The sequence below is a fragment of the Agrobacterium genomosp. 13 str. CFBP 6927 genome, assembly GCA_900012615.1.
Classification (GTDB): domain Bacteria; phylum Pseudomonadota; class Alphaproteobacteria; order Rhizobiales; family Rhizobiaceae; genus Agrobacterium.
This window is the reverse complement of sequence record LT009756.1, coordinates 612821-633173: the sequence shown is the minus strand read 5'-3', so window position 1 is coordinate 633173 and position 20353 is coordinate 612821. Positions and strand designations below refer to the sequence as shown.

The window sequence follows — 20353 nt, the reverse complement described above, 5'->3', positions numbered from 1 at the left end:
CGACGGTTGAAATATTCGGAGAGCTTGCCCCTCATCCGGCCCTTCGGGCCACCTTCTCCCCCTCGGGGAGAAGAAAACTCGCCTCATTCGTCACGCCTCCACGCCCTGCCCGCGATGAAACAGTTCCACCTGCATGTCGATCTGCCGTTTCAGATCGTCCTTGATGCCGGCCGATGCGTTCAGCACCTCCTCGGACTTCAGGAAATCCAGCACGCCGAAACGGTGCACCGGCGGGCGCAGGAAAATGTGCGGCGGACGTAACCTCAGTTTCAGGGCAATCGCCGCCTGCATCATCAACTGGCTGGCGCCGAACAGGCTGTCCAGCCGGTTCGGCATGGTGGTGCCGTCGCCTTCGGGACCGCCGACCACATCAACGCCGATGACGATATCGGCCTGGTCCAGCAGATGCTCGTAGGGCACGGGGTTGAAGATGCCGCCATCGATCATGATACGGCCATCGATACGAACAGGCATGAACAGGGCCGGAATGGCGGCAGATGCCGCCAGCGCCTGGATGATCTCGCCGCTCTCCACCACCACCTCGGTCTGGGCATAATAATCGGTGGTTATCACCTTGAGCGGGATGGCAAGCTCGGAAAAGTCCTTCGGCAAGGCTTGCGGCATCAAAGCGTGCAGAATGAGTTCGAGATTGAATTGCCCGAGACGAAAACCGTCCACCGCATGGCGCATCGATGCCGGGCCGAGGCTCCACAGCCGGTTGGCCACCGAGCCCTTCCGCCCCATGAGTTCGAGCGTATATTCACGGATTTCCCGGCCCGTCATGCCGGCCGCCATGCCTGCACCGATGATGGAACCGATCGATGAGCCTGATAGCGCCACCGGCCGGATACCGAGTTCGTCCAGCGCCTCGATGACGTTGATGTGGCAGATGCCGCGCGCACCGCCGCCGCCGAGCGCCACGCCGAATGTCGGCTCCTGCCCACCCGTGCCGCCGCCTTCGAGAACATCTTCTCCGGCGCGGACGATCGTGACGCTCTCGTTTACACCCTGCTCCATGCGAATACCCAAAACTCTTTCCCCGCACAGGTCCTGTCTGCCGGCATAGTCTATCGCGATACTGCCTGACAGTATCGGGCAACAGGACGCAGGCTCTGCCTATTCGGCAAACAAGACAAGACCGTGGCGTGACGGGAAGGTGTTCCCGTCAGGGCTCGTAACGGTAGAAATGCATTTTCGTGTCGCCGAAGATACGGCTTTCAAGCAGCTTGAACGCTGGATCGACATTAACCGCAACATCACCGCGCTCTTCCAGAATGGCAAGCGCGCCGGGTGTGAGCCAGCCGCCACCATGTGCTGCCGCGAACGCCTTTTCCCCATGGCCATGGCCATAGGGTGGATCGGCAAATAGAAGATCGAAAGGCTCGATATTGTTGACACCGCCAAGCTTGGTGGCGTCACGCCGCAGGATGCGGGCGCGGCCATGCAGGCCGAGCGCATCGATATTTTCCCAGAGCAGCCCCCTACCCTCAACGCCGTTTTCGACGAAGAGCGCCACGCGACAGCCGCGCGAAAGGGCCTCCAGCCCAACCGCACCGGTTCCGGCGAAAACGTCCAGAACGCGCGTACCGTCAAGACTTTCCGGATAGGCGTGGCTCAGGATATTGAAGAGGCTTTCCCGCGTCCTGTCGATGGTTGGACGAATGGAATTCGATTTCGGCGCGGCCAGTGTCCGGCCGCGGAACTCACCGCCTACGATCCGCATTACGTGTCATTCCCCTGCCTCCAGAAGGTTTGCCACCCGGGCCTTTGCCACCCGGCTTGCCGCCGCCGGGGCCATTGCCGCCGGGGCCTTTACCCTTACCCGAAAAACCCGACCGTTCGCCACGCTCGCCGGATTTGCCGAAAGACGGCTTGCCCGATGCGGGCCTGCCACCCGATTTGCCGCCTCTGGGCTTATCCCCGAAAGGCCGGTCGCCGCGCGGACGATCGCCGTCTTCGCGGGGCTTGTCGCGGAACGGCCGTTCGCTGAATGGCTTTTCGCCACGTGCGGTGCGATCTCCAAAGCTCTTCTCGCCGCGCGGACGGTCGCTGCGCGGGCGATCACCATCTTCACGGGGCCGGTCACGGAAAGGGCGGTCGCCAAAGGGCTTGTCGCCGCGTGCCGGTCGGTCACCAAAGCTTTTTGCACCCCGTGCCGGGCGGTCGCCACGCGGGCGGTCGCCGTCTTCGCGGGGGCGATCCCGGAAAGGCCTGTCGCCAGAGGGCCGGTCGCCAAAGGATTTGCCACCGCGTCCACCGCGATCGCCAAAGCTTTTTTCGCCGCGTGCAGAACGATCACCACGGCCCTGGCCACGGTCATCCTCACGGGTCGGCTCCGAGCGGATCCACTCGCCCTCGTCATCGGCATGGCGCACGACGCTGCGGCGCGCTTCCGCCTGGGCGGACGGCTTCTTGAACAGGCTTTCGGCTTCCGCGCGGGCGGAAGACTTGCGTTCCTTGCCATCACGGGTCGGCTTTGCGCCGGGCGCCATCCAGACATTGGCCGTCCGGCTGGTGCCGGCGGGCTGGCGAGGGCTGCGGCGCTCTTCGCCATCATCCTCATTGCGGCCCTTGGCACCGAATTTCCCGGCGGGCTTGGAGCCGAACTTGCCGGCAGGCTTGTCACCGCGCTTGGTATCGAGACGGCCGAGCGCCTTTTCGCGACGGTCTTCCGGTCTGCCAGCGGATTTTTCGAAACGAGACTTGCCTTCCGGCGCATCACCCTTGGCCCATTCGGGCTTGGCGCGTTTGGCCGGGGCCTCTTCCTCATCGTCGAGGGATGTATTGTAGATCGGCGCGTCGAAATTGGCGCCTGCCTCTTCGATCAGACGCGGCCCGAGCTGATCGCGCAGCATGCGGCCGCGCACTTCAAGCACCTTGCCTTCGGCAAGATCGCCGAGCTGGAACGGACCGTAGGAGATACGGATCAGGCGGTTGACCTCAAGGCCGAGCGCGCCGAGCACATTCTTGATCTCGCGGTTCTTGCCTTCGCGCAGACCCATGGTGATCCAGACATTGTGGCCCTGGGTACGGTCGAGCGTGGCATCGATCGCGCCATACAGCACACCGTCGACGGCGATGCCGTCCTTCAGCTTGTCGAGTGCGGCCTGATCGACCTCACCATGAGCGCGCACGCGGTAGCGGCGCAGCCAGCCGGTGGTCGGCAGTTCCAGCACACGGGACAGGCCGCCATCATTGGTGAGCAGCAGCAGGCCTTCGGTATTGATATCGAGGCGGCCGATGGAGAGCACACGCGGCAGTTCGCCCGGCAGATTGTCGAAAACCGTCGGGCGGCCTTCCGGGTCGGAATTGGTCGTCACCAATCCGGCCGGCTTGTGGTAAAGCCACAGGCGCGTGCGCTCGGCACCGCGAATCGGCATGCCGTCCACTTCGATCTTGTCCGAAAGCGTGGCGTTCACGACCGGGCTATCCAGCTTGACGCCGTTCAGCGACACGCGGCCTTCCATGATCATCCGCTCCACATCGCGACGCGACGCGACACCGGCGCGGGCCATGATCTTGGAAATGCGTTCGGGCTTGGTGCCGACCACGGTTTCGGGCGCCGAGGCTGCCTTTGCTTCGGCCGGTTTCTTCTCACGCTCCGAGGCCGGCTTGCCGGGGCCTTTCGGCTTCTTGTCGCGGCTAAATGTCTTGCCGCCGTCACGCTTCGGCTTGTCTTTAAAAGTCATTTGCTGTTTGCCTGTTGTTTGGGCTGTCCTATCAGGTCCAAGCACAAGGGTTAAGAGGAAATTGAAACACAATGGCCGAAAGGACGCATTTCATGGAACTGGCGCTGGCGGAAGCCCGCGCTGCCGGCGAACGCCAGGAGGTTCCTATCGGCGCGGTACTGGTTCTGGATGGCCGCGTCATTGCCCGTTCCGGCAATCGCACCCGTGAATTGAACGATGTGACGGCGCATGCCGAAATCGCCGTCATCCGCATGGCCTGCGAGGCGCTGGGGCAGGAACGGCTGCCCGGCGCCGATCTCTATGTAACCCTTGAGCCCTGCACCATGTGCGCGGCGGCGATCTCATTCGCCCGTATCCGCCGCCTTTATTACGGCGCGGAAGACCCCAAGGGCGGCGCGGTGCATAGTGGTGTGCGCTTCTTCAGCCAGCCGACATGCCACCATGCGCCGGATGTTTATTCGGGACTTGCGGAAAGCGAAAGTGCGGAAATCCTGCGGCAATTTTTCCGCGAGAAACGTCTCGACGATTGAGCGGCCGACGGGAGAAACCTTTCCCGCAGGCCACTATCAGCCCGTCATTTTATCAGAAGGGGTTCCACCAGCTCTTGCCGGTGTTGGCGACCGCCGCTTCTTTCTTGCGGCGCTTTTCCTTCTTCTGTTCCGGCTCACCGAGGTCGGTCAGCTGATCCTGCGGAACACTGCGATATTCGGCTGGCGGGTCGGTAAGGAACCGGCGCTGGGCGTTGACGACGGAGCCACCCTGGGCTTCGGCCTTCGCCTTGCGGAAGGCTTCCCATTTCTGGCTTTCGGTCATCTGGCCGGCGGTGCCGTTACCGGCAAGCAGCGGCGAGCGGTAATGCGGGTTGTTCTTGTTGGCATCCGCCTCGTCGCGAAGACGTTCGCGGGTCTCTTCCGGCGATTCAACCCATTGCGGGTTGTTTTCGCGGTTCGCCATATTCTGCTGCGGCGCGGCCAATTGTTCGGCACGGGACTGGGCAGGAACGACAAGACCAGGGCGCGGGCTGTATTTCAGGTTGCGCTTACTCTGGTCACCGGTGATCGAGGTTGCGTTGCCGAGATCGTCGACAAGCTGTTCCGCCGCCGTCTTGCCCGTACCGTAGGTCGGGCTCGTGCAAGCGCCCAGCAGCACGCCTATGGCCGTGATGCCTGCAACCGTGCGAAACATGCCCAAACCCTGCGCATTACCCTGCATCGTCTTCATTGAAACCCTTCCAGCCGTCCGTCCCACTTCGCCAGACATCGTCTTTCGGCAGGCGGCAGCCCGCATTGCCGTGCAAATCCGGCCATTTTCAGGCAGGTGTACCGGATGAAGACGCAAAGCGCAATTCATCCGGCCATTTTCCTTATCCGCGCGCGGCAAGCTCCCGCAAGGCGGCCGCATCGCGGGCCGAAACCTCCGGATAGTCCGGGTCGGAACCGACATCGGTGGTGATGCGCCAGGAACGGGCGCATTTTGCGCCTTCCGCCAGCTTCTGCTCGACCACGACCTTTGCCACTTCCGGCAGGCGGAAGCCATCGGCCGGGCCTTCATCACCCACCACCGAAATGGCCGAAGTGATGCAGATTTCGGCGAAATCCTGCCCCTTCAACGCCGCCAGCAGGTCGGCGTCGGCAATGTGCACGACAGGGGCTGCCTCAAGCGAGGAGCCGATGCGCTTTTCGCGGCGCTCGACTTCCAGCGCGCCCGTCACGACCGTGCGAACCTTACGGATCTTCTCCCATTTCGCTTCCAGCGCATCGTTCTTCCACTCCGCCGGGATTTCCGGGAACTGGACAAGATGCACCGATTCAGCATCCGGATAACGCGAAAGCCACGCTTCTTCCGTCGTGAAGGGCAGCATGGGCGCCAGCCACGAGACGAGGCAATCGAACAGCTTCGCAATGACCGACAGCGAAGCACGGCGCTTCAGCGACGACGGCGCGTCGCAATAAAGCGTGTCCTTGCGGATGTCGAAATAGAAGGCCGAGAGCTCGACATTGGCGAAATCCACCAGCGCGCGGGCGATCTTCTTGAACTCGAAACCGTCATAACCTTCACGAACGACGCCATCCAGTTCGGACAGGCGGTGCAGCACCAGCTTTTCCAGTTCCGGCAGATCGGCATAGGCGATCTCCTCGCCCTCATAATGAGCAAGGGTGCCGAGCATCCAGCGGATGGTGTTGCGCAGTTTGCGATAGGCATCGACATTGGTCTGGATGATGGCCTTGCCGAGGCGCTGGTCTTCCCAATAATCCGTGGTCATGACCCACAGGCGCAGGATATCCGCGCCGGCGTCCTTCATGACTTCCTGCGGCGAAACCACGTTGCCCTTGGACTTGGACATCTTTTCGCCCTTCTCATCCATGGTGAAACCATGGGTGACAACGGCGTTATAGGGCGCACGGCCGCGCGTCGCGCAGCTTTCGAGCAGCGACGAATGGAACCAGCCGCGATGCTGGTCGGACCCTTCCAGATAGACATCCGCCGGCCACTTCATGTCCGGGCGGTCTTCCAGCGTGAAGGTGTGGGTGCAGCCGCTGTCGAACCAGACGTCGAGAATGTCCATGACCTGCAGCCACTTGTCGTGGTCGTGGTCATTACCGAGGAACCGTTGCTTGGCGCCTTCGGCGAACCAGGCGTCAGCACCTTCAGCCTCGAAGGCCTCGAGGATGCGGGCGTTGACGGCCTCATCGATCAGAACTTCACCCTTCTCATCGGCGAAGACGGCGATCGGCACGCCCCAACTGCGCTGGCGCGACAGGACCCAGTCGGGCCGGCCTTCGATCATGGCGCGCAGGCGGTTCTGGCCGGAAGCCGGAACGAAGCGGGTGTCGTCGATGGCGCTCAGCGAGCGCGAACGCAGCGTCGTGCCGTCGCCCAGTTCCTTGTCCATATAGACGAACCATTGCGGCGTGTTGCGGAAGATGACCGGCTTCTTGGAGCGCCAGCTATGCGGATAGCTATGCTTCAGACGGCCACGGGCAAACAGGTTATTGGCAGCGATCAGCGCCTTGATGACACGGTCATTGGCATCGCCCTTCTTGCCGTTGTCGTCCATGACGCGGGCAGCGCCGCCTTCGGCGGACGGGCCGAAACCGGGGGCATCTTCGGTATAGAAACCGTCATCGCCGACCGGGAACGGGATGGCCGACGGGATGTGGCGAGCGTCCAGCTCACGCTGATGCGCGGTCCAGACGTCAAAGTCCTCGCGGCCGTGGCTCGGCGCGGTGTGCACGAAGCCCGTACCGGCATCGTCGGTGACGTGATCGCCTTCGAGAAGCGGAACCGGAAAATCATAACCGAGCGATGCCAGCGGATGCGCGCAGATGATGGCGGCCAGTTCTTCGGTTTTCACGTCGCGAACGAGCTTGAAGGTCAGCTTTGCCTTGGCCGCTGCCTCGTCGGCGAGCTTCTTGGCGAAGATCAGCTTTTCGCCCGGCTGCGGACCGAAATCGTTCTGCGCGCTTTCGACTTCGTAGAGGCCATATTCGACCCGCGAAGAGAACGCGATGGCGCGGTTGCCGGGGATGGTCCACGGCGTGGTCGTCCAGATGACCACTGACGTGCCCTGCAACTCATCGAGATGCCGGCGGGTTTTATCGAGAGCCTCTTGGACAGCATAATCGACGATATCAGCTTTCTCATCTTCGTATTCGGGACGGAAACCCAAATCGAATGATAGAGAATTGATGGTCTGCTCGTCATATTCGAGCTTTGCCACCGGGAATTTCACCCAGATCATGTCGCTCTCGACATCGGCATATTCGACTTCGGCTTCCGCCAGCGCGGTGCGCTCGACCACCGACCACATGATGGGCTTGGAGCCACGATAGAGCTGGCCGGTGCGGGCGATCTTCAGGAGTTCGCCGGCGATGCGGGCTTCGGCGTGGAAGTTCATCGTCGTATAGGGGTTTTCAAAGTCGCCCTCGATGCCGAGGCGCTTGAACTCTTCCGACTGCACCTTGATCCAGCCAGCCGCAAAGTCACGGCATTCCTTGCGGAATTCGTTGACCGGAACCTCGTCCTTGTTCTTGCCCTTGGCGCGATAGGCTTCCTCGATCTTCCATTCGATCGGCAGGCCGTGGCAATCCCAGCCCGGCACGTAATTGGCGTCGTAACCGCGCATCTGGAACGAGCGGGTGATGACGTCCTTCAGGATCTTGTTGAGCGCATGGCCGATATGGATATTGCCGTTGGCATAGGGCGGGCCGTCATGCAGCACGAATTTTTCGCGGCCGGCGGCGGAGGCGCGCAACTTCTTGTAGAGGCCCATCTCCTGCCAGCGCTTGACCGTTTCCGGTTCCTTCTGCGGCAGGCCGGCGCGCATCGGAAAATCCGTCTGCGGCAGATAGAGGGTGGCGGAATAGTCGAATTTTTCTGCGGTGTCGCTCATAATCGTACCGTTGTTGCGCGCCGTGTCGGTCGCGCCGTCTCAATTTCAAACAGGGCAAATTCGGAAAGCGCCATCACAAATGCCGTGACAAGCGCCAAAATCCCGGACCTTCCGGCTCCTCAGAGCGGGCGGAAGGCCGGGCCAATAATTCGGCCAATCTGATTTTTAAACATCAACCGGTATTGGGACATGGCCGGTTGTTTATGCGGTTTTCCAGCAAAAAGGAAGAGAAAAGCGACAGTAAAATGGGCCGGAATACGGGCTCGCCAGCCCTTCAGGCTCAAAATGCGATCTTCGCATCCACTTCGCTCAGCGGCCGCACACCTGACAGCATCGCCCTCGCCTCTTCCTCGTCGCGCCTGATCTGCGCGACCAGCGGTTCCAGACCATCGAATTTCAGCTCATCACGCAGATGCCCGAAGAAGGACACCGAACAGACCTCGCCATAGAGATCGCCGGAAAAATCGAAGACATAGGTTTCGAGCAGCGCCGCGCCGTTTTCGGTCACCGTCGGGCGGTAGCCGAAGCTTGCGACGCCATCGCGGATCGAGCCGTCAGGACGGCGGAACCGCACGGCATAGATGCCCGCCTTCAGTTCCGTCTCCGGGGCCAGCGCCATGTTGGCTGTCGGGTAACCCAAGGTGCGCCCCAGCTTCTGGCCGCCGATGACTTCGCTTTCCACCGTGAAGCGGTAACCCAGCAATCCGGCCGCACCCGCCACATCGCCCTCGCATAAGAGCGAGCGGATACGGCTGGAGGAAACGACATCCGCACCCTCGTCGCGGAAGGCATCCACCAGCGTCACGTCGAAGTCGTGGCGCTTGCCGGCGGCCATCAGAAAGGCCGGACCACCTTCGCGGCCCTTGCCGAAATGAAAATCGAAGCCGGTGACGACAGCGCTGGCATGGAGCCAGTCGACCAGAATGGATTGGACGAATTCCTCGGCCGAACGCTGCGAGAATTCCCGGTCGAAGGGGTATTCGATGACGGAGCGGAAACCGATGGCTTCGAGAATGCGCGCCTTCAGAGGTGCGGGGGTGAGGCGAAAGACCGGCGTTTCCGGGCGGAACACGGAACGGGGATGCGGTTCAAAAGTCAGCACCAGCGCGGGAACACCACGCGCCTCGGCCAGTTCCAGCGCGCGATCCAGAACGGCGCGGTGGCCGCGATGCACGCCATCGAAATTGCCGATCGCGATGACGCCGCCGCGAAGATTGTCCGGCAGCGGCTCCTTTTTTTCATTGCGATGAAAGACGGTCATGGCAGTCGATCCATTTTTGCGCCAGCTTAAGCCAGACGCCCTTTAAGCAAGACGGGGCATCCACCAGCCGGGAGCCGCGCCCTGCCCCTTGAGATAGGCGTTCAGAAGCGCCTCGTCCGTTTGACCGTTCAGCGTATATTCGGCGGCGTGAATGCCGCCGCTGATATAAAGAAGGTTGAGGCCGCTCGCAATCGCGCCCTTCACATCCGTCGGCATGCCGTCGCCGATGGCGAGCACGCGATCCTTGGGGAAGGCGCCGCGCACTTCTTTCGCCGCTGCGAGGCAGGCTTCGTAGATCGGCATATGCGGCTTGCCGGCAATGCGGACCTCGCCGCCCAGCTGTTCGTAATAGGCGGCCATGGCGCCGGCGCAGGGAATGATACGCTCGCCGCGCTCCACCACCAGATCGGGATTGGCGCAGATCATCGGCGCGCCGCGGGCGATGAAGCCCTTGAGCATTTCCGTATAATCCTCGGGCGTTTCCGTCTCGTCATCAAAGAAACCGGTGCAGACGACGGATTGCGCTTCCGCCTCGCTAACCCGCTCGACATCCAGCCCCTCCAGCAGCGGCAGATCGCGTTCCGGGCCGAGCAGGAAGACTTTTTTCGGGCCTTCCGCAATCAGGCCGCGGGTGACGTCACCGGACGTGATGATACGGTCATAGGCCTCATCCGGAACGCCGAGAACGCGAAGCTGGGCGATGACGCCGGGAGCGGGGCGCGGCGAATTGGTGATGAGCACCACCGTCTTGCCGGCCTTGCGCGCTTCGTGCAGTGCAACCGCCGCGTCCGGAAAGGCGCTGACACCATTGTGCAGCACGCCCCAGACATCCGAAAGAATAACGTCGAACCCATCAGTTATTTCGCCGAGGGTGAGAATGCGATGGGCCATGAGATGCTTTCCGGATGCGAGAAGAGGGTGTGCGTGACATCGCAAAGCGGGACGCCGATGGCAAGAAAAAAAGCGATGACAAACCTTCCGTCTGCCCGCCCGCCACCGTCCGAACATAAAACCTCGCTAGGCCCGAAAAGGCAGCGAATTGCAAATAGGCTGTGGTTTGCCGCCGCCGCTCAACACGCAGAAATTTCTGTCATGGAACGCTGATAACCATAGCGCATAAAATTTTTCCGACAGCGCGTTCTTGACTCCGGCAGAGCGCCTCCTTATCTCGGCTTCGCTGGCACTCCAACAAGGTGAGTGCTAACACCCATCACGCGAGCCTCCAAGGGTTCGTGAAGTCATTTGATCGAGGGATTAGGCAATGACAAGCACCAATTTCCGCCCGCTTCACGATCGCGTCGTCGTTCGTCGCGTTGAATCCGAAGCAAAGACCAAGGGCGGCATCATCATTCCCGATACCGCCAAGGAAAAGCCGCAGGAAGGCGAAATCGTCGCTGTTGGCTCCGGCGCGCGCGATGAGGCCGGCAAGGTCGTCGCTCTCGACGTCAAGGTTGGCGATCGCGTCCTGTTCGGCAAGTGGTCGGGCACCGAAGTCAAGCTCGACGGCGAAGACCTTCTGATCATGAAGGAAGCCGACATCATGGGCATCATCGGCTGATTTAGCCGAACCCGTCCTTCCTTAAATTTCAAGCCGGACCCTGTCCGGCCATTCGAAACCAGGAGTTTTGAAAATGGCAGCCAAAGAAGTCAAATTCGGCCGCACAGCGCGCGAAAAGATGCTCAAGGGCGTCGACATTCTCGCTGATGCAGTGAAGGTCACCCTCGGCCCGAAGGGTCGTAACGTCGTTATCGACAAGTCCTTCGGCGCACCGCGCATCACCAAGGACGGCGTTTCCGTCGCCAAGGAAATCGAACTGGAAGACAAGTTCGAGAACATGGGCGCGCAGCTCGTTCGCGAAGTCGCTTCCAAGACCAACGACATCGCCGGCGACGGCACCACCACCGCAACGGTTCTGGCCCAGGCCATCGTTCGCGAAGGTGCAAAGGCAGTTGCTGCCGGCATGAACCCGATGGACCTGAAGCGCGGTATCGATCTGGCCGTTGCTGAAGTCGTCAAGGACCTTCAGGCCAAGGCCAAGAAGATCAACACGTCTGAAGAAGTTGCGCAGGTCGGCACGATCTCTGCAAACGGCGAGCGTCAGATCGGTCTCGACATTGCTGAAGCAATGCAGCGCGTCGGCAACGAAGGCGTCATCACCGTTGAAGAAGCCAAGACCGCTGAAACCGAACTCGAAGTCGTCGAAGGCATGCAGTTCGACCGCGGCTACCTGTCGCCCTACTTCGTGACCAACCCGGAAAAGATGGTTGCGGACCTCGAAGACGCCTACATCCTTCTGCACGAAAAGAAGCTCTCGAACCTCCAGGCCATGCTGCCGGTTCTCGAAGCCGTCGTTCAGACCGGCAAGCCGCTCGTCATCATCGCTGAAGACGTCGAAGGCGAAGCTCTTGCAACGCTCGTCGTCAACAAGCTGCGTGGCGGCCTCAAGATCGCTGCCGTCAAGGCTCCTGGCTTCGGCGACCGCCGCAAGGCCATGCTGGAAGACATCGCCATCCTGACCGGTGGTACCGTCATTTCCGAAGACCTCGGCATCAAGCTCGAAAGCGTTACCCTCGACATGCTCGGCAAGTCGAAGAAGGTTTCGATCTCCAAGGAAAACACCACGATCGTTGACGGTGCCGGCCAGAAGTCCGACATCGAAGGCCGCGTTGCCCAGATCAAGGCGCAGATCGAGGAAACCACTTCTGACTACGACCGCGAAAAGCTGCAGGAACGTCTTGCCAAGCTCGCTGGCGGCGTTGCCGTGATCCGCGTTGGCGGTTCGACGGAAGTTGAAGTGAAGGAAAAGAAGGACCGCATCGACGACGCTCTCAACGCGACGCGCGCTGCCGTTCAGGAAGGCATCGTACCGGGCGGCGGCGTTGCCCTGCTGCGTTCTTCCACGAAGATCACCGCCAAGGGTGCAAACGACGACCAGGAAGCCGGCATCAACATCGTGCGCAAGGCTCTGCAGGCTCTGGTTCGCCAGATCGCAGAAAACGCAGGTGACGAAGCTTCCATCGTTGTTGGCAAGATCCTCGACAAGAACGAAGACAACTACGGCTACAACGCCCAGACCGGCGAATATGGCGACCTGATCCAGCTCGGCATCGTCGACCCGGTCAAGGTTGTTCGCACGGCTCTGCAGAACGCAGCTTCGGTTGCTTCGCTGCTGATCACCACCGAAGCCATGATCGCCGAGCTTCCGAAGAAGGAAGCTGCAATGCCGGCAATGCCGGGCGGCGGCATGGGCGGCATGGACTTCTAATCAGTCCTGTCACCGGAATTACGAAAGGGCGGTCTTCGGATCGCCCTTTTTCTTTGCCGCCCATGCCTTTTGAGTGGTCCGGCGTCGCAAGCGCGCCAGACGGGCGGCATGAACCTCCAATCAGTCCTGTCGCTGGAATTAAGAAAGGGCGGTCTTCGGAGCAGCAAAATACTCCACCCGTGCGATAGGCTCCAAAATATTGTATCCTTTTGGGACACAAATAGCCTTAGCCGGCTTGTTTTTGGAAGTGCATGCAATAATAGGACACCGCTAAGGGCGAATCACAATCGCAGATGAGGCCGATTTTCGCCCTCACCGGCCTATAAATTCGACACATAGTTGTCTTTTTTCATATATTTCGCGATTGCGATGAAGGAATACATAATATTTTTGATTTTCTCTCTGACTGGTTGTTGTGGGTAAGAGAAAATAAACTATAAGTCAGCCCCCGTAAGGGTGCCGCGACGGGACGCAAGCATTGAAGGGGTTCGATGCCTGGCTAAAAGTTTCGACTGCGGGTGGCGGTGGAAGTTCAACTTGGCAGTGACGCTTGAAATTGCGTCGCTGGTACGATGTTCATGCGGGGGCGCGATTTGTTCGAAATCTCAAGACGCAACGATGCTCTGCCTGCGGCCGTGACGACCACGCCCGATCCCAGAACCCTGTCCAATTTCTTCATTTCGGAAGAGTGGAGCAGCGATCTTTCAAGCGGCGTCATCCGGCTTGGCGAACAGGCCTCCTTCATGCACGGCCTGCCCCCCGGCGAGTGCGGTCTGCTCAGCCTTGTCCGCTGCTACGATCGCAGCGACCATGCCCGCGTGCTGGAACTTTTCGAGCAGGCCTCCACTGCGCCTTCACGATTCTGCTTTTCCACCAACCTCTTCATCCTTCCGACAATGCGCCAGCCCGTTATCTGCATGGGTGAATCCGCCGGTTTTGAAGACGATCGGCAGGGGCGGATTTCCGGGCTGTTCCTGTTTCCGCGTTTCGAAGATATTCGCTTCGCCGCCTGAACAACTTGCCGAAGGCGCGCCATCGTTCACAAAATGACGACAAATCGTCTCCTCTTGTTCATCTTTATGGACGGGTGATTTTCCGCCATTGATATCTCCAGACATCGCCCTGCAGCTTAACCGGCGAGACGCCGATCAATTACCGGAGATTTCCATGTCCAGCAGCCAGAACGTTCTCGTTCTCATCGCCCGCATTCTGCTTTCCTTCATCTTCATCACGTCGGGCTTCGGCAAGCTCACCGATCCGGCCGGCACGGCCGGCATGATCACGGGCGCCGGCCTGCCCGCCGCAACCGCGCTTGCCTATATTGCAGGCCTGTTCGAACTTGTTGCCGGCCTTGCCATTCTCGCTGGTTTCCAGACCAGGATCGCTGCTTGGGCGCTTGCCGTCTTCTGCGTCTTCACCGGTCTGGTCTTCCATAGCGGCACCGTTGCCGTTCCCGGCTGGCCTGAGCCGGCTCTTGGCTGGATCAACACGCTGAACGGCATCATGATGGTGAAGAACATTACCCTTGCCGGCGCTTACATCCTGCTTGCCGCCTTCGGCCCCGGCGCCTACTCCGTCGACGCTAAGCGCGGCGTGGCTGTGGCTCACGCATAAGCCAGACAACAGATCGACCAATAAAAAAGCCGCCGGATCGCTCCGGCGGCTTTTTGTTTTACGTCGTCAGACCGCAGCCCTGATGCGCGAGGCGATCTCCTGAACCGCCGCATCGCCTTCGTGTTCCGGCTTGCGGGCGCGCACGAAGCAGGCTTCCGAACGGACGATGATGCCGTCAGAGAGAATTTTCAGGTGGTTGGCCTTCAGCGTCGAGCCGGTCGAGGTGATATCGACGATGATATCCGCCTGCCCCGCCGCCGGTGCACCTTCGGTCGCGCCAAGGCTTTCGACGATGCGATAAAGCTGAATGCCGTGCTGGCGCGAAAAGAACTGCTGCGTCAGCCGCCAATATTTGGTGGCGATGGCGAGCCTGCGGCCATGACGGGCGCGGAACTCCGAAGCGACATCGCCGAGATCGGCCATGCTGTCCACATCCAGCCAGATTTCCGGCACGGCGACCACGACATCCGCATGGCCGAAACCGAGGCGGGCGCAGAACTCCACCTGCGCATCGGCATTGGTCAGCCCTTCGCGCACAAGGTCCTCCCCCGTCACGCCGAAATCCACCGTACCAGCGCCGATCTCGCGGGCGATCTCGGAGGCCGAGAGATAAGCGATCTCGATATCGTCGCGCCCTTCGATGCGGCCGCGATAGGAACGGTCATTGCCGACGGCCGCGACTTTCAGCCCGGCGCGTTCCAGAACGGCGGAGGCGTCTTCCTTCATCCGGCCCTTGGAGGGCAATGCGATGGTGATCATGGCTTGTCGCTCCCGCGCACCGTTTCGATGCGATCCAGCCAGAGCGAGAAGCCCACGGCCGGGATTTTTTCCTGTGCGCCGAGCAGGGTCAGCAGCCGGTCGAAACGGCCACCGCCGGCCAGAACGCTGTCTCCGCCCGCTTCCACCACCTCAAAAACGAGGCCGGTATAATAATCGAGCGGACGACCGAAGGCCGCGCCATAGGTGACGGTTTCGAGATCAACGCCGGCATTGGCAAGCGCTGCGACGCGTTTATCGAAGGCGGAAAGCGCGCCATCCAGTTTCAGCTTCGCCTTTGCGGCAAAATCCGCCAGAACCTGCGAGGCCTGCGGCAGAGGCGCTTTCAGGGCCAGGAACTGTTTGAGCAGCGCGAAGCTTTCATCCGGCAGGCGCGTGGCGGCAAGCGCCAGTTTTTCCCGCAGGCGGCGGGCGATTTCCTGCGGCGCACGGCTGGCATTGGTGGAATAGCCGGTTTCCTGCATCACCGTATCGAGATAATCGACCAGCACCGCCTCGTCGCCCGTCGCCAGCAGGCCAGCGACGCGGGCATCGAGGCCGGTCATCGGCTTGGGATGCACAAGGCTTTCCAGCAACGCGTCGAGCTGCGCCATGTCGCCAAAGGCCTGCACCAGCCGTTTTTGCCAGCCGAGCGGCAGACCGAGGGCAGCAACCACCGCCTCGAACACCTGCTGATCGCCCAGCGTGACGGCGAGCGAGCGGCCCGGCAGAAGACGCTGCAGAATGCCTGTCGCATCGATGACGGCACGGGCATCGGCGGCGGCGATATCGGTATCGCCGAGATCCTCGATACCGGCCTGATAAAACTCGTTGGCACCTTCGCGGCGCTGGCGGAAGACTTCGCCGAGATAGGAATAACGCTTCGGCGTGCCGGTCGCCGTTTCGATATGGCGCAGGCAGACCGGGATGGTGAATTCGGGGCGCAGGCACAGGCTCTCACCCGTTTCGCTTTCCGTCATGAAGATACGGCGGCGCAAATCCTCGCCGGCCATATCCAGAAAGGGTTCGGCGGGCTGGATGACGGGCGTGTTCACACGGCTCGTGCGGCGCGCGGCGAATTCTTCCAGTAGCTCTCCGGAAAATTCCGGCATGTCGATCAGGGGCATGGAACGGTACTTTTCGTCACGGTTCGAGCGGCTGCATCATTTCGATGCGGTTTCCGAAGGGATCATGGACATAAAACCGGTGATACCCTTCAAGCGGCTCATCCTCAACCACATGGCAGCCTGCTGTTTCAAGTGTTTTTCGCAAGGTTGCCATATCATCGACCAGAAAGGCCGGATGGGCTTTCTTCGCCGGGCGGAAATCCTGCTCGACGCCGAGATGCAGTTTTATCGAACCCCGACTGAACCAGCACCCGCCGCGTCCGGCCAGATTGGCGGGTTTGACCTGCTCCGCAAAGCCGAGCAGGCCGCCATAGAAAGAGCGCGCCTCATCCTCACGGCCCGCCGGCATCGCCAGTTGAACATGGTCGAGCGCGAGGATCGCCATGGCCTTAACGCCCTTCGGCGGCGCGGCGAACGTCCTCTGCCTGATGCTCCAGAATCTCGCGGACCTTCGCCACCAGATCCGCCTCCAGTACGGTGACCTGCGCCACACGCGCCTCGCGCCAGCTGGCATTGTCCTCGATCTCGCCGGACAGGCGCTTGCCTTCGATCAGATCCTTGATCTGCACCACACCTTCGGCGCGCTCATCACCGCCCTGAATGATGGCGATGGGGGAACCGAGGCGGTCGGCATATTTCAGCTGGTTGCCGAATTTCTTCCAGTTGCCCTGATACATTTCCGCGCGGATGCCCTCGGCGCGCAGCGCCTGCGTGAATGTCTGGTAACGGCCCATGCTTTGTACATCACCGTCCATGACGGTGATCAGGACAGGTGCGAGCGGCTTGACCTGACCGAGCTTGCCGAGGTTCTTCAGCGCCGTCATCAGGCGCGAAACGCCGATGGAGAAGCCTGTGGCCGGAACCGGCTGGCCCATGAAGCGCGAAACGAGGCCGTCATAACGCCCGCCGCCGCCAACGGAACCGAACACGACCTTTTCACCCTTTTCATTGGTGACGTCGAAGCTCAGCTCGGCCTCATAGACGGGGCCGGTATAATATTCGAGGCCGCGAACGACCGAGGGGTCGATCTTGATGCGCGTCGCATCGTAACCGGCACTGGTGACCAGAGCGCCGATGATGTTCAGCTCCTCAACGCCTTCCTCGCCTTTCGAGGTGCCCGCGACCAGTTTCGCCAGATCATCGGCGCTTGCCGCATAATCCTTGATACCGACGAAAAACAGCACCTTTTCAATCTGTTCCTCGCCAAGACCAGCGCCCTTGGTGAAGTCGCCGGATTCATCCTTGCGGCCGGGGCCGAGCAGCAGCTTCACACCTTCAGGACCGAACTTGTCGAGCTTGTCGATGGCGCGCAGAACGTTGAGGCGACGACCGGCATTGTCCTCGCCGCCGAGGCCGATGGCTTCCATGACGCCGTCGAGCACCTTGCGGTTGTTGACGCGGATGACATAGTCGCCGTGCTGAATTCCGAGCGCTTCCAGCGTATCGGCCATCATCATGCACATTTCGGCATCGGCCTGCACACCGGCGGCGCCCACGGTATCGGCATCGAACTGCATGAACTGCCGGAAGCGGCCGGGGCCGGGCTTTTCATTGCGGAACACGTAACCGGCGCGATAGGTGCGGTAGGGAAGCTGGATTTCGTTGAAATTTTCCGCGACATGGCGGGCAAGCGGCGCGGTTAGATCGTAGCGCAGGCTCATCCATTGGTCGTCATCGTCCTGCAGCGAAAACACACCTTCGTTCGGGCGGTCGCTATCGGGCAGGAACTTGCCGAGTGCATCCGTATATTCGAACAGCGGGGTTTCCACCGGATCGAAGCCGTAAAGCTCATAGACCCTGCGGATTTTCTCGATCATCTCATTGGTGGCATGAATATCGGCAACCGAACGATCCACGAAGCCGCGCGGCAGGCGGGCTTTCAGTTTCTGAGGCTTTTTTGCTTTTTCGCTCATGGGGCTGGTCCGATATTTTCCTGAAATCAAGCCGGTGTATTAGAGGATGAAGCCCGGTGCGGCAAGCCGCAAAGGCTCCGGTTTTACTGGCCGCTGCGGCCAAGCGGTGCTATATGGGATGCATGTATCCCAATTCGGATCGGGAAGGACGCGACCCATGAGCAAACAGACGGCCATTCGCCTGCCTGATGAGACCTATGAGCGGCTGAAAGCGCTGTCCGAGCGCACCGGCCGCACATCCGCCTATTACATCCGCGAGGCGATCGAGAAACATATCGAAGATATGGAGGATCTCTATCTTGCGGAGGAAGCGACGCGGCAGCGCATCGCCAATAAAGAACGCACCTATACTCTGGAAGAAGTGATGCGTGATCTTGACCTGGAAAATTGAGTTTCAGCGCGCTGCCATCAAACAGCTGGGCAAGTTGACGAAAAGCGACACCAATCGCATCGTTTCCTTTCTGGCAGACCGGATTGCCGAAGATGACAATCCCCGCAGAACCGGCGCCGCCTTGCAAGGCTCCGAGCTTGGAAATTTCTGGCGCTACCGGGTGGGCGATTACCGCATCATCTGCGATATACAGGATCACAAGCTCGTCGTGCTGGTGGTCGAAATCGGCCATCGCCGTTAAATCTACCGTTAGGCATTCATGATCCTCGAAGCCCTGCAATATGCCGCTACACGCGCGGTCACGCCGAAAGAATTCCGGCCGCATATCCGTTATTCCGTCAACCTCTGGGCGCGCGCCAACCGCTGCGCCAAAGCCTGGGCAGAGCATGAAAACAACAGCCGGCAATTCGTGCTGCAATCGGCCAGAAAGCTGAAGCAGCGGCGAACGGCCGTCGTGCTGGGGTCTGGCCTGTTGCGCGATGTGCCCTATGATGCACTGGTAGCGACGTTCGATACCGTCGTGCTGGTCGATCTGGTGCATCTCGCCAGCGTGCAGGCGAAGCTGCGCCTCAATGCCAAAAAGAATGTCCGCATCGCCAACCGCGATCTTTCCGGCTTTGACGATGTTCTTGCCGGTCGGCCGGCCGAACCGCTCGATTTCCTGCGGCGGGTGCCCTATCTCGATCTCGTGGTATCGGCCAATCTCCTGTCACAGATCGGCACCGGCGCACGCCACCGGCTGGAGCGAGAGAAGATCGCAAATGCCCCGGACGATCTTCTGCCGAAGCTCATTCACACCCATCTGGAAGCGCTGGCCGGCCTGCCCTGCAAGGCTTGCCTGATAACGGACACGTCCTTCAACGTCATCGACAAAGACGGCAACCTGCACCAGCATGAAGACCTGCTGCATGGCATCGAGCTTCCTGCCCCCGCCGCCGCATGGGAGTGGCCGCTCGCCCCGTTTGGCGAGGAAAGCAGGGATTACCGCATCGTGCATCACGTCATTGCGCGTGAACTGACCTGATGGCCATGCTTATTCCATAATTCCAGCGGTAAATTCACGCCATGTCCCAGGTGGTCCGTACATTGATGTTTCTTGCCTGCCTGCTATACGGCGCAATGCTGGCGCAGATGGCGATGAGCATGCCGATGGCCATGGGCATGGCAGCGTCCTCGCAGATGCCGATCAAACATGACGATGCCCATTCGCATCGAGTCGCGGATCGGGACCAAGGGTCTCGGGCACATGCGGAGAATGGGGCTCATGGAACGGGAGCGGGCGGTTGCTGCCCGCATGGTGACGATGCCGCACATCCCGGTTCCTGCGCCGCCTGCCTGATCGTGGTTCCGCGAACGATCTTCGCCGATAGCGGCCGGATGATATTCGCCTATCCGAAGCCGCAGCGCGGCATCGTCTTTGACGGTAAGGCTTTCGCGCCACCGTTGCCGCCTCCCCGCGCCTGACCCCAGATTTTTTCAGACCCATCTTCGAAAAATCCGTCAGAAACAGGAAGGATAATCCATGTCTATCAAGACCATCACGCTCGCCGCCGCTTTCGCAGCCGTCTTCACCATTCCGCTTTTCGCACAGGAAGCGGGCGGCCATGCCGGACATGACATGTCAAAAGGCACCATGAGCGACAGCGCGTCCACCAAGGCGTTCATGGAAGCCAGCAAGAAGATGCATGGCGATATGGCCATCGATTATAGCGGCGATGCGGATGTCGATTTCGTGCGCGGCATGATCCCGCACCATCAGGGCGCAATCGATATGGCCAAGGTCCAGCTCGAATACGGCAAGGACCCGGAAATCCGCAAGCTGGCCGAAGAGGTCATCAAGGCGCAGGAAGGCGAGATCGCCATGATGAAGGCCTGGCTGAAGTCGAAGGGCAAGTGATTGATGCTGACGAATGGGGAACGCCGGTTGCGGCGCTCCCCTTTTC

At 60.7% G+C, this 20353-nt stretch carries 22 protein-coding genes; 10 read left to right on the top strand and 12 right to left on the bottom strand.

Annotation, left to right across the window (positions count from 1 at the left end; all coding sequences use genetic code 11):
* Window positions 1–90: 90 nt before the first annotated feature.
* The 3 genes from AGR13A_RS03120 to AGR13A_RS03110 form a co-directional block, all read right to left on the bottom strand.
* Window positions 91–1017 (bottom strand): patatin-like phospholipase family protein, encoded by a 927-nt coding sequence (locus tag AGR13A_RS03120; protein ID WP_080833606.1) that lies wholly within the window; start codon window positions 1015–1017, stop codon window positions 91–93.
* A gap of 148 nt (window positions 1018–1165) precedes the next feature.
* Complete coding sequence (gene rsmD / locus AGR13A_RS03115) at window positions 1166–1723, bottom strand: 16S rRNA (guanine(966)-N(2))-methyltransferase RsmD (RefSeq protein ID WP_035218695.1); 558 nt, start codon at window positions 1721–1723, stop codon at window positions 1166–1168.
* The gene (locus AGR13A_RS03110) at window positions 1704–3689 is read right to left on the bottom strand and encodes a pseudouridine synthase (RefSeq protein WP_080833604.1); all 1986 of its coding nucleotides are present in this window, start codon (window positions 3687–3689) and stop codon (window positions 1704–1706) included. Before AGR13A_RS03110 ends, rsmD begins: the two co-directional genes overlap by 20 nt.
* Window positions 3690–3760: 71 nt before the next feature.
* On the opposite strand from AGR13A_RS03110, the gene AGR13A_RS03105 reads away from it, so the two are divergent.
* Window positions 3761–4219, top strand: coding sequence for a nucleoside deaminase (locus tag AGR13A_RS03105; RefSeq protein WP_020010537.1), 459 nt, complete (start codon window positions 3761–3763; stop codon window positions 4217–4219).
* 52 nt (window positions 4220–4271) lie between these two features.
* Here AGR13A_RS03105 and AGR13A_RS03100 read toward each other — a convergent pair whose 3' ends face one another.
* The 5 genes from AGR13A_RS03100 to AGR13A_RS03085 all read right to left on the bottom strand — a co-directional run bounded on the left by AGR13A_RS03100 (window position 4272) and on the right by AGR13A_RS03085 (window position 10234).
* On the bottom strand, window positions 4272–4910 hold the full coding sequence (locus tag AGR13A_RS03100; RefSeq protein WP_035218698.1) for a hypothetical protein: 639 nt from the start codon (window positions 4908–4910) through the stop codon (window positions 4272–4274).
* A gap of 142 nt (window positions 4911–5052) precedes the next feature.
* Entirely contained in the window at window positions 5053–8082 is a 3030-nt protein-coding gene (gene ileS, locus AGR13A_RS03095; protein WP_080833602.1) for an isoleucine--tRNA ligase, read from the bottom strand.
* A gap of 119 nt (window positions 8083–8201) precedes the next feature.
* Window positions 8202–8366 carry a hypothetical protein gene (locus tag AGR13A_RS24840; RefSeq protein WP_167377388.1) on the bottom strand — a complete coding sequence of 55 codons (165 nt, stop codon included), beginning with the start codon at window positions 8364–8366 and terminating at the stop codon, window positions 8202–8204.
* Window positions 8363–9343, bottom strand: coding sequence for a bifunctional riboflavin kinase/FAD synthetase (locus tag AGR13A_RS03090; protein WP_035218702.1), 981 nt, complete (start codon window positions 9341–9343; stop codon window positions 8363–8365). Before AGR13A_RS03090 ends, AGR13A_RS24840 begins: the two co-directional genes overlap by 4 nt.
* Before the next feature lie 42 nt (window positions 9344–9385).
* Window positions 9386–10234: a TIGR01459 family HAD-type hydrolase gene (locus AGR13A_RS03085; RefSeq protein WP_080833599.1), complete on the bottom strand. Its 849-nt coding sequence runs from the start codon at window positions 10232–10234 to the stop codon at window positions 9386–9388.
* Between the two features lie 370 nt (window positions 10235–10604).
* Between AGR13A_RS03085 and groES the strand changes: the two genes are divergently transcribed.
* The 4 genes from groES (at window position 10605) to AGR13A_RS03065 (ending at window position 14223) form a co-directional block, all read left to right on the top strand.
* On the top strand, window positions 10605–10901 hold the full coding sequence (groES, locus tag AGR13A_RS03080) for a co-chaperone GroES (protein ID WP_003494080.1): 297 nt from the start codon (window positions 10605–10607) through the stop codon (window positions 10899–10901).
* A gap of 73 nt (window positions 10902–10974) precedes the next feature.
* Window positions 10975–12609 carry a chaperonin GroEL gene (gene groL / locus AGR13A_RS03075; RefSeq protein ID WP_035218706.1) on the top strand — a complete coding sequence of 545 codons (1635 nt, stop codon included), beginning with the start codon at window positions 10975–10977 and terminating at the stop codon, window positions 12607–12609.
* A gap of 578 nt (window positions 12610–13187) precedes the next feature.
* Window positions 13188–13622 carry a hypothetical protein gene (locus AGR13A_RS03070; protein WP_035219017.1) on the top strand — a complete coding sequence of 145 codons (435 nt, stop codon included), beginning with the start codon at window positions 13188–13190 and terminating at the stop codon, window positions 13620–13622.
* Window positions 13623–13776: 154 nt separating this feature from the next.
* Window positions 13777–14223 (top strand): DoxX family protein, encoded by a 447-nt coding sequence (locus AGR13A_RS03065; RefSeq protein WP_080833597.1) that lies wholly within the window; start codon window positions 13777–13779, stop codon window positions 14221–14223.
* A gap of 66 nt (window positions 14224–14289) precedes the next feature.
* Here AGR13A_RS03065 and hisG read toward each other — a convergent pair whose 3' ends face one another.
* Genes hisG through hisS form a run of 4 tightly spaced genes read right to left on the bottom strand, consistent with a single transcriptional unit; the run spans window position 14290 to window position 18019 of the window.
* Window positions 14290–14982 (bottom strand): ATP phosphoribosyltransferase, encoded by a 693-nt coding sequence (gene hisG, locus AGR13A_RS03060; RefSeq protein ID WP_020812640.1) that lies wholly within the window; start codon window positions 14980–14982, stop codon window positions 14290–14292.
* On the bottom strand, window positions 14979–16106 hold the full coding sequence (locus tag AGR13A_RS03055) for an ATP phosphoribosyltransferase regulatory subunit (protein ID WP_080833595.1): 1128 nt from the start codon (window positions 16104–16106) through the stop codon (window positions 14979–14981). Before AGR13A_RS03055 ends, hisG begins: the two co-directional genes overlap by 4 nt.
* A 16-nt stretch (window positions 16107–16122) precedes the next feature.
* The gene (locus AGR13A_RS03050; RefSeq protein WP_080833593.1) at window positions 16123–16491 is read right to left on the bottom strand and encodes a VOC family protein; all 369 of its coding nucleotides are present in this window, start codon (window positions 16489–16491) and stop codon (window positions 16123–16125) included.
* A gap of 4 nt (window positions 16492–16495) precedes the next feature.
* Window positions 16496–18019 carry a histidine--tRNA ligase gene (gene hisS / locus AGR13A_RS03045; RefSeq protein WP_080833591.1) on the bottom strand — a complete coding sequence of 508 codons (1524 nt, stop codon included), beginning with the start codon at window positions 18017–18019 and terminating at the stop codon, window positions 16496–16498.
* 157 nt (window positions 18020–18176) lie between these two features.
* Between hisS and relB the strand changes: the two genes are divergently transcribed.
* From relB to copM, 5 genes are read left to right on the top strand one after another with little or no spacing between them, the layout of a single operon-like run.
* Window positions 18177–18410, top strand: a complete 234-nt coding sequence (gene relB / locus AGR13A_RS03040) for a type II toxin-antitoxin system RelB family antitoxin (protein WP_003503188.1) — start codon at window positions 18177–18179, stop codon at window positions 18408–18410.
* A complete protein-coding gene (locus AGR13A_RS03035) occupies window positions 18394–18651 on the top strand; it encodes a type II toxin-antitoxin system RelE family toxin (protein WP_080833590.1) in 258 nt (85 codons plus the stop codon). Before relB ends, AGR13A_RS03035 begins: the two co-directional genes overlap by 17 nt.
* Before the next feature lie 18 nt (window positions 18652–18669).
* Window positions 18670–19434 carry a hypothetical protein gene (locus tag AGR13A_RS03030; protein WP_080833588.1) on the top strand — a complete coding sequence of 255 codons (765 nt, stop codon included), beginning with the start codon at window positions 18670–18672 and terminating at the stop codon, window positions 19432–19434.
* A 41-nt stretch (window positions 19435–19475) separates the two neighbouring features.
* Complete coding sequence (locus AGR13A_RS03025) at window positions 19476–19874, top strand: hypothetical protein (protein WP_308399985.1); 399 nt, start codon at window positions 19476–19478, stop codon at window positions 19872–19874.
* A gap of 58 nt (window positions 19875–19932) precedes the next feature.
* A complete protein-coding gene (gene copM, locus AGR13A_RS03020) occupies window positions 19933–20307 on the top strand; it encodes a CopM family metallochaperone (protein ID WP_080833584.1) in 375 nt (124 codons plus the stop codon).
* Window positions 20308–20353 lie beyond the last annotated feature (46 nt).